Source organism: Streptomyces chilikensis, assembly GCF_001642695.1.
Taxonomy (GTDB): domain Bacteria; phylum Actinomycetota; class Actinomycetes; order Streptomycetales; family Streptomycetaceae; genus Streptomyces; species Streptomyces chilikensis.
The window spans coordinates 3,929,308-3,936,998 of the sequence record NZ_LWCC02000005.1 but is presented as its reverse complement, the minus strand read 5'-3'; the positions used below and the strand labels follow the sequence as shown (position 1 = coordinate 3,936,998).

At 75.1% G+C, this 7,691-nt stretch carries 7 protein-coding genes; 2 read left to right on the top strand and 5 right to left on the bottom strand.

Annotated features, from left to right (window positions below; genetic code table 11):
* Positions 1 to 41: 41 nt before the first annotated feature.
* The 3 genes from A2U95_RS17605 to A2U95_RS17595 are packed head-to-tail and all read right to left on the bottom strand — an operon-like array spanning position 42 to position 3,582.
* Complete coding sequence (locus A2U95_RS17605) at positions 42 to 833, bottom strand: 3-oxoacyl-ACP reductase (RefSeq protein WP_166023660.1); 792 nt, start codon at positions 831 to 833, stop codon at positions 42 to 44.
* A complete protein-coding gene (locus tag A2U95_RS17600; protein WP_166023658.1) occupies positions 830 to 2,209 on the bottom strand; it encodes an aldehyde dehydrogenase family protein in 1,380 nt (459 codons plus the stop codon). Before A2U95_RS17600 ends, A2U95_RS17605 begins: the two co-directional genes overlap by 4 nt.
* 8 nt (positions 2,210 to 2,217) lie before the next feature.
* The gene (locus tag A2U95_RS17595) at positions 2,218 to 3,582 is read right to left on the bottom strand and encodes a glutamine synthetase family protein (protein WP_166023656.1); all 1,365 of its coding nucleotides are present in this window, start codon (positions 3,580 to 3,582) and stop codon (positions 2,218 to 2,220) included.
* 201 nt (positions 3,583 to 3,783) lie between these two features.
* Here A2U95_RS17595 and A2U95_RS17590 point away from each other — a divergent pair, with 201 nt between their 5' ends.
* On the top strand, positions 3,784 to 4,482 hold the full coding sequence (locus A2U95_RS17590) for a gamma-glutamyl-gamma-aminobutyrate hydrolase family protein (protein WP_166023654.1): 699 nt from the start codon (positions 3,784 to 3,786) through the stop codon (positions 4,480 to 4,482).
* 118 nt (positions 4,483 to 4,600) lie between these two features.
* Here the strand turns inward: A2U95_RS17590 and A2U95_RS17585 are convergent, their stop codons facing one another.
* Positions 4,601 to 5,545: a LysR family transcriptional regulator gene (locus A2U95_RS17585; protein WP_166023652.1), complete on the bottom strand. Its 945-nt coding sequence runs from the start codon at positions 5,543 to 5,545 to the stop codon at positions 4,601 to 4,603.
* A gap of 71 nt (positions 5,546 to 5,616) precedes the next feature.
* Between A2U95_RS17585 and A2U95_RS17580 the strand changes: the two genes are divergently transcribed.
* Positions 5,617 to 6,744, top strand: coding sequence for a TDT family transporter (locus tag A2U95_RS17580; protein WP_166023650.1), 1,128 nt, complete (start codon positions 5,617 to 5,619; stop codon positions 6,742 to 6,744).
* A gap of 17 nt (positions 6,745 to 6,761) precedes the next feature.
* Here the strand turns inward: A2U95_RS17580 and A2U95_RS17575 are convergent, their stop codons facing one another.
* Complete coding sequence (locus A2U95_RS17575; RefSeq protein ID WP_166023648.1) at positions 6,762 to 7,394, bottom strand: helix-turn-helix domain-containing protein; 633 nt, start codon at positions 7,392 to 7,394, stop codon at positions 6,762 to 6,764.
* Positions 7,395 to 7,691 lie beyond the last annotated feature (297 nt).

Sequence of the window (7,691 nt, the reverse complement as noted above, 5' to 3'; positions counted from 1 at the left end):
GTCAGATGTCCCATGTGTCCGGGACCGTACACCTCTGTCCGCTACAGAGGCGTGACGTACGCGCCCGAGATGCCGCCGTCCACCAGGAAGTCGGAGGCGTTGACGAAGGAGGAGTCGTCGCTGGCGAGGAAGGCCACCGCGGCGGCGATCTCCTCGGCCTCGGCGAACCGGCCCGCCGGGATGTGCACCAGACGGCGGGCGGCGCGCTCCGGGTCCTTGGCGAACAGCTCCCGCAGCAGCGGGGTGTTGACGGGCCCGGGGCACAGGGCGTTGACCCGGATGCCCTCCCGGGCGAACTGCACGCCGAGCTCCCGGGACATGGCGAGCACGCCGCCCTTGGAGGCGGTGTAGGAGATCTGCGAGGTGGCCGCGCCCATCCGGGCGACGAAGGAGGCGGTGTTGATGATGGATCCCCTGCCCTGCCGCCGCATGTAGGGGATGGCCGCCTTGCAGCAGAGGTACACGGAGGTCAGGTTGACCTCCTGGACCCGCCTCCAGGCCTCCAGGCCGGTGTCGAGGATGGAGTCGTCGTCGGGCGGGGAGATGCCGGCGTTGTTGAAGGCGACGTCGACCGACCCGTAGGTCTCGTGGGCGGTGCGGAACAGCGCCTCGACCTGCTCGGGGTCGGTGACGTCGACCTTGACGAAGGTTCCCCCCACCTCCTCGGCGGCGGCCTTGCCCGTGGTCTCGTCGATGTCGCCGCAGACCACGTGCGCGCCCTCGGCGGCGAGCCGTCGCACGGCGGCCAGGCCGATGCCGCTGCCCGCGCCGGTGACGACGGCGGTGCGGCCGACGAGGCGGCGGCAGACGGCCTGCTGACTGGTGTCGGTCATGGAGCGGAACCCTCCGTGCTGATGAAGACGTTCTTGGTCTCGGTGAAGGCGGCGAGCGCGTCGGGGCCGAGTTCCCGGCCGATTCCGGACCCGGCGAATCCGCCGAACGGCGTCCAGTAGCGGACGCTGGAGTGCGAGTTGACCGACAGGTTGCCGGCCCGCACGGCGCGGGAGACGCGCAGGGCGCGGCCCACGTCGCGGGTCCACAGGGAGCCGGAGAGTCCGTACTCGGTGTCGTTGGCGAGCCGGACGGCGTCCGCCTCGTCCTCGAAGGGCAGCACCACGGCCACCGGCCCGAAGATCTCCTCGCGGACCGCCGGGGCGTCCGGCGCGACGCCGGTGAGCACGGTCGGCGGGAACCAGAACCCGGGCCCCTCGGGCGCCTTTCCGCGGATCGCGGGCCCGGCCCCGTCGGTGTAGGAGCGCACCCGCTCGAGCTGGGCGCGGGAGATCAGCGGGCCCATCTGCGTCCGCTCGTCGGCCGGGTCGCCGACCCGGACCGACTCGACCGCGGGCTCCAGCAGTTCCAGGAAGCGGTCGTGCACCCCGCGCTGGACCAGGATGCGGGTGCGGGCGCAGCAGTCCTGGCCCGCGTTGTCGAGGAAGGCCATCGGGGCGGCGGCCGCCGCGGCCTCCAGGTCGGCGTCGGCGAAGACGATGTTGGGGCTCTTGCCTCCCAGCTCCAGGGTGACCCGCTTCACCTGGTCGGAGCAGAGGGCCATCACGCGTTTGCCCACCCGGGCCGAACCGGTGAAGACGATCTTGGCCACGCCGGGGTGGCGGACCAGCGCCTCGCCCGCGACGTCCCCCCGTCCGGGAAGCACCTGGAGCAGGTGCTCGGGCAGTCCCGCCTCCAGGGCGAGTTCGGCGAGCCGCAGCGCGGTGAGCGGGGTGGTCTCGGCCGGTTTGACGACCACCGCGTTGCCCGCGGCGAGCGCGGGCGCGAATCCCCAGGCGGCGACGGGCATCGGGAAGTTCCACGGCACGATCACGCCGACCACGCCGAGCGGCTCCAGGAAGGTGACGTCGACGCCGCCGGGCACCGGGATCTGCCGGCCGGTCAGCCGCTCCACGCCGCCGGCCGCGTAGTCGAGCAGGTCGCGGACGTTGCCGGCCTCCCAGCGGGCGTTGCCGAGGGTGTGCCCCGCCTCGCGGAGCTCCGTCCGGGCCAGCTCCTCCACGTGTTCGTCGACGACGACGGCGAACCGCCGCAGGAGCCGGGCCCGTTCGCCCGGCGCCAGGGCCGCCCACGCGGTCTGCGCCGCGGCCGCCCGGCGCACGGCGGCGTCGACGTCCCGCCGCCCGGCCGCCGGGACGCTGGCGATGACCTCCTCCGTGGCCGGGTTCAGCACTTCCAGGTCGTCCTGCCCGTTCATACCGTTCCTCAGAGTCGTTCGAAGGAGCGGCGCAGCTCCCAGTCGGTGACCGCGGCGTCGTAGGCGGCGACCTCGACGCGGGCCATGTTCAGGTAGTGGTCGACCACCTCGTCGCCGAAGGCGGCCCGGGCGGTGTCGCTGCGCTCCCACAGGTCGGCGGCGTCCCGGAGGGTGGCCGGGACCCTCTCGTACCCGGCCGCGTAGGCGTTGCCGGAGCAGGCGTCGGGGAGTTCGAGCTTCTGTTCGATGCCGTGCAGCCCGGCCGCGATCAGCCCGGCCAGCGCGAGGTAGGGGTTGACGTCGCCGCCGGGCAGCCGGTTCTCGAACCGCAGCGACTGCCCGTGGCCGACGACGCGCAGCGCGCAGGTGCGGTTGTCGCGGCCCCAGGCGACGGCGGTCGGCGCGAACGATCCGGGCTGGAACCGCTTGTAGGAGTTGATGTTGGGCGCGTACAGCAGGGTGAACTCCCGCAGGGCGGCGAGCTGTCCGGCCAGGAAGTGCCGCATGGTGTCCGACATGCCGTCCTCGCCGTCGCCGGACATGACGCTGCGTCCGCCGGCGTCCCAGAGCGAGAGGTGGACGTGGCAGGAGTTGCCCTCGCGTTCGTTGTACTTGGCCATGAAGGTCAGCGCGACGCCCTCCTGGGCGGCGATCTCCTTGGCGCCGGTCTTGTAGAGCGCGTGCTGGTCGCAGGTGGTCAGCGCCTCGTCGTAGCGGAACGCGATCTCGTGCTGGCCGGGGTTGCACTCGCCCTTGGCGGACTCCACGACCATCCCGGCGCCGGCCATCTCGTTGCGGATGCGGCGCAGCAGGGGCTCCATCCGGCCGGTGCCGAGGACGGAGTAGTCGACGTTGTACTGGTTGGCGGGGGTGAGGCCGCGGTAGCCGGCGTCCCACGCCTGCTCGTAGGTGTCCTTGAAGACGATGAACTCCAGCTCGGTGCCCGCCTTCGCGCCGAGTCCGTGGGCGGCCAGCCGGTCGAGCTGGCGGCGCAGGATCTGCCGGGGCGCGGCGGCCACCGGCGTGCCGTCGGCCCACGCCAGGTCGGCCATGAGCAGTGCGGTCGCGGGGTGCCAGGGGATGCGGCGCAGGGTGCTGACGTCGGGGTACATGGCGAAGTCGCCGTAGCCGCTGTCCCAGGACGACATGGCGTAGCCGTCGACCGTGTTCATCTCGGTGTCCACGGCGAGCAGGTAGTTGCAGCCCTCGGCGCCGTGGTCGAGCACCTCGTCGAGGAAGAAGCGGGCGGCGAACCGCTTGCCCTGGAGGCGTCCTTGCATGTCGGTGAAGGCGAGGACCACGGTGTCGATCTCACCGGCGGTCACCAGGCCCTTGAGTTCGTCCACTCCGAGCGGGGGTGTGCGGTCGGCCACGGGATGGTCCTCCTTCAGGCTCTCGCACAGGCCCTGGGGCCTGCCGGATCCTTAACGTAGGGGTTCGGACGTTTTCCGGGAAAGAGGGCGCGACCGGGGTTGCCGGGGCGCCGTCCGCCCATCGGGGCTCCGGTTCCCTCCGGTTGAAAACATGAACGGGACCCACGAGGGTGTGCGGCAGAACCGTGGGAGGAGCACCGCATGTCCGAACGTCCGCTGATCGGGGTCAGCACCTATCTGGAGGCGGGGGTGCGGTGGGGTCCCTGGGAGCTGGACGCGGCGCTGCTGCCGTCCGGGTACCACCGGCTGGTGCAGCGGGCGGGGGGTGTGGCCGCGCTGCTGCCGCCGGACGCGCCGGAGCGGGCGGCGGAGGCGGTGGCCCGGCTGGACGGGCTGGTGATCGCGGGCGGCCCGGACGTGGACCCGTCGCGGTACGGGGCGGCACGGGACCCCCGCACCGGGCCGCCGGCGGCGGAGCGGGACGCGTGGGAGCTGGCGCTGATCGGCGCGGCGCTGGAGGCGCGGCTGCCGCTGCTGGGGGTGTGCCGGGGGATGCAGCTGCTCAACGTGGCGCTGGGCGGCACGCTGCGGCAGCACGTGGACGGGCACGCGGGGGCGCCGGGGGTCTTCGGACGGCATCCGGTGGCGCCGGTTCCGGGGACGCGGTACGCGGAGCTGGTGCCGGAGGTGACGTCGGTGCCGGCCTTCCACCACCAGGCGGTGGAGCGGCTGGGGGCGGGGCTGGTGGTCGCGGCGCGGGCGGTGTCCGACGGTACGGTCGAGGCGGTCGAACGGCCCGGGCCCGACTGGGTGCTGGGCGTGCAGTGGCATCCGGAGATGGGCACCGACCTGCGCGTCGTCCGCGCCCTGGTCCACGCCGCGACGCCCGTCCGCACCTGACGCCCCGTTCCCGCTCCGGCGCCCCGCCCGGACCGGCCGGCGAGGGGCCCGCCGGAGCGGGCCGGGAGGCCGCCGGAGCTGGGTCAGGAGGCCACCGGAGCGGGGCCGGGGGCCCGGGTCACACGCGGGTCAGCGACAGCAGCTCCCGCGCCGGCCCCACCGGCCGGTGCCCCCCGGGCCACACCGCGCGGAGGTCACGCCGGAGCCGCACGCCCGCGTCCAGCCCCACCGGGACCAGCCGCCGCGCCGCGACCTCCTCGGCCACCGCCAGTTCGCTGACCACCGCCGGCCCCGCACCGCCGACCGCCGCCGTCTTGACCGCCGTGGTCGAGGACAGCTCGATCAGCGGCCGGGCCACCCCGCCCAGCGCCTCCTCCAGCACCTGCCGGGTCCCCGACCCCTCCTCCCGCAGGATCAGCGGCGTGGACGCCAGTTCCTCCCCCGTCACCGGCCGCCGGCGCCGTGCCCACGGGTGCCCGGGGGCGACCACCACGAGCAGCAGGTCGTGCGCCACCACCGCCGAGTCCAGCCCCTCCGGCACGGAGAGCCCCTCCACGAAGCCGAGGTCCGCCTCCCCGGACCGCACCCGCCGCGCCACCTCGGCCGAGTTCCCCGCGTGCAGCGACACCGCCGTGCCCGGCCGCCGCTCGCTCAGCGCGATCAGCCACCCCGGCAGCAGGTACTCGGCGATCGTCATGCTGGCCGCCACCCGCAGCCGGGAGTCCCGCCGGTCCTTGAGCGCCCGCGTCCCCGCCTCGAAGGCCGCCGCCGCCTCGACCACCTTGCGCGCCCAGTCCGCGACGAGCTGCCCGGTGTCGGTCAGCCGGGACCCGCGCGGCGAGCGGTCCACCAGCGCCAGTCCCAGGTGCCGTTCCATGGACCGCACCCGGCTGCTCGCGGCCGGCTGCGAGATGCCCAGCTCCCGGGCGGCCCGGCCGAGGCTTCCCAGGCGGGCCACCGCCAGCAGCAGTTCCAGCGCTCCCAGGTCCGGGACCCGGTGCGCGAGGACCCCGGCCGCGGGAGGGGTCGTGTCGTGCCGGTCACCGGAGGAGGAGCTGCTCATAACCTCAGCTTATGCCCTCATAGGACCGCGCCCTCTGCCGCCTCCCGGGACTCCTCGGGACGATGGAGGACATGATCCGCGCGGTACGTCATCTCGGCCCCAACTGGTACGCCTGCGTCATGGGGACGGCCGTCGTCGGAACGGCCGGCGCCGGGCTCCCGGTCCCCCTTCCCGGACTGCGCGGGCTCTGGACCGGCCTGTGGGCGCTCTCCCTGCTGATGCTGGTGACCCTGCTGGCCGCCCGCGCCCTCCACTGGCGCCACCACGCGGACCAGGCCCGCCGGCATCTGCTGGACCCCGCCGTGGCCCTGTTCCACGCCTGCCTGGCGATGGCGCTGCTGGCGGTCGGCGGCGGCGCGCTGACGGTCGGCCGGGACTGGACCGGCCTCCCCGCCGCCGTGGCCCTGGACGCCGTGCTGTTCACCGCCGGCACGGCGACGGGCCTGGTGGCGGCCGTCGCGGTCCCGTACCTGATGGTGGTGCGCCACCGCCCCTCCCCCGGCGACGTCGCCCCGGCGTGGCTGCTGCCGCTGGTGGCGCCGATGGTCTCGGCGGCACTGGGCCCGCAACTGGTCCCGTACCTGCCCGCGGGCACCGCCCGCCAGACGATGCTGGCGTTCTGCCTCTCGCTGTTCGGGCTGAGCCTGCTGGCGGTGCTGGTGACCCTGCCGGCGGTGGTCGCGCGGCTGCTCACCGGTGGGCCGCCGCCCCTGGCCCTCACCCCGACGCTGTTCCTGGTCCTCGGGCCGCTGGGCCAGTCGACCACCGCCGCCGGGAACTTCGCGGCGGCCGCACCGGGCGTCGTCCCCGCCCCGTACGCGGAGGTCCTCGACGTGGCAGCGGTGCTGTACGGCGTGCCGGTGACGGGCTTCGCGCTGCTCTGGCTGGCCCTGGCCACCGCCCTGGTGGTGCGCGCGGCCCGCGCGGGCATGGGCTTCGCGATGACCTGGTGGGCGTTCACCTTCCCCGTGGGCACCTGCGTGACGGGGGCGACGGCGCTGGGCCGGCGCACCGGACTGGCCGTGTTCGACGCCCTCGCGGTGGTCCTGTTCGCCCTGCTGCTCACCGCGTGGGCCGCCGCCGCGTTCCGCACGGCGCGGGGCCTGCTCCGCGGCCGGCTCCTCGCCGGGCCCGCCGCGGCCACCCCCGCCGCCCCGGCGAAGGCACCGGCGCCCGCGCCGGCCCCCGCGCCCACGTGACCGCCGGTTGGGGGCCGTTACCGGGCGCGGTCCTGCGTCGCCTCGATGTGCTCGGCCACCGCGACCACCACCACGCGCGTCCCCTGCTCGGTGGCCCGCCACCGGTGGCGGACGCCGCCGGTGAGGTACAGCGTGTCCCCGCGGCCCAGCCGGTAGGCGCGGCCCTCGGCCTCGACCTCCACCGCGCCGTCGGCGACGTACATCAGCTCGTCGTTGCGGTGCTGGAACTCCCGCCCCGCGTCGTACTCGCCGCTGAACTCCGTGGCGTGCATCTGGTGGTGACCGCGCACCAGCGTGCGCGTCCGGGCCTCGCCGGCGTCCTCCGGGCCGGCCGCCTCACCGGTCGTCCCTCCGGCCGTGCCGCCGGTCGTCCGCGGGTCGTCGCCCCCGAACCCCTCGCCGCGCACCACGTCCACGCTGCACGCCGGGTCCGCCGCCGCCAGCAGTTCCACCGCGGTGGTCCGCAGCGCGTCCGCGACCTTCTCCAGCGACCGGTGGCTGGGCCGCGCCCGGTCGTTCTCGATCTGGCTGAGGAACGGCACCGAGAGGCCGCTGCGCTCGGCCACCGCGGCGAGGGTGAGCTCCAGGGCGCGACGGCGCCGCCGGACGGCCGCCCCCACCCGCAGGGGCTGTTCCTTGTGGTCGCCCATCGCTCCGGCTCCCTCCCTCGCTCCTTGCGCGCCGCGGGAGACCCGCCGCACGCTCCCATGGTGCCGGAAGTCCTCACGAAACCTGCTTGACCCCCGGCCCCCACGGCCAAACACCTTCCGGCGGCGCGTGACTGCGCGCATCGAGCCGTCACCCTACGTCATGTCCGTGCGTCCGCGGCGGCCGATCCCCCGTTCCCGGGTCCGTGACGCGCGGTCCCGCGCGCCCTCGCGGGCTCCCGCCCGGCGGCGCGGCGGGTGCGGCGCGGGCCGGCCGGGTCCCGCACGCACTCCGCCCCG

Coding starts and splice junctions, on each gene's coding strand:
- A2U95_RS17605 (WP_166023660.1), bottom strand. CDS start 833: ATGACCGACACCAGTCAGCAGGCCGTCTGCCGCCGCCTCGTCGGCCGC.
- A2U95_RS17585 (WP_166023652.1), bottom strand. CDS start 5,545: ATGAGCAGCTCCTCCTCCGGTGACCGGCACGACACGACCCCTCCCGCG.
- A2U95_RS17600 (WP_166023658.1), bottom strand. CDS start 2,209: ATGAACGGGCAGGACGACCTGGAAGTGCTGAACCCGGCCACGGAGGAG.
- A2U95_RS17575 (WP_166023648.1), bottom strand. CDS start 7,394: ATGGGCGACCACAAGGAACAGCCCCTGCGGGTGGGGGCGGCCGTCCGG.
- A2U95_RS17590 (WP_166023654.1), top strand. CDS start 3,784: ATGTCCGAACGTCCGCTGATCGGGGTCAGCACCTATCTGGAGGCGGGG.
- A2U95_RS17580 (WP_166023650.1), top strand. CDS start 5,617: ATGATCCGCGCGGTACGTCATCTCGGCCCCAACTGGTACGCCTGCGTC.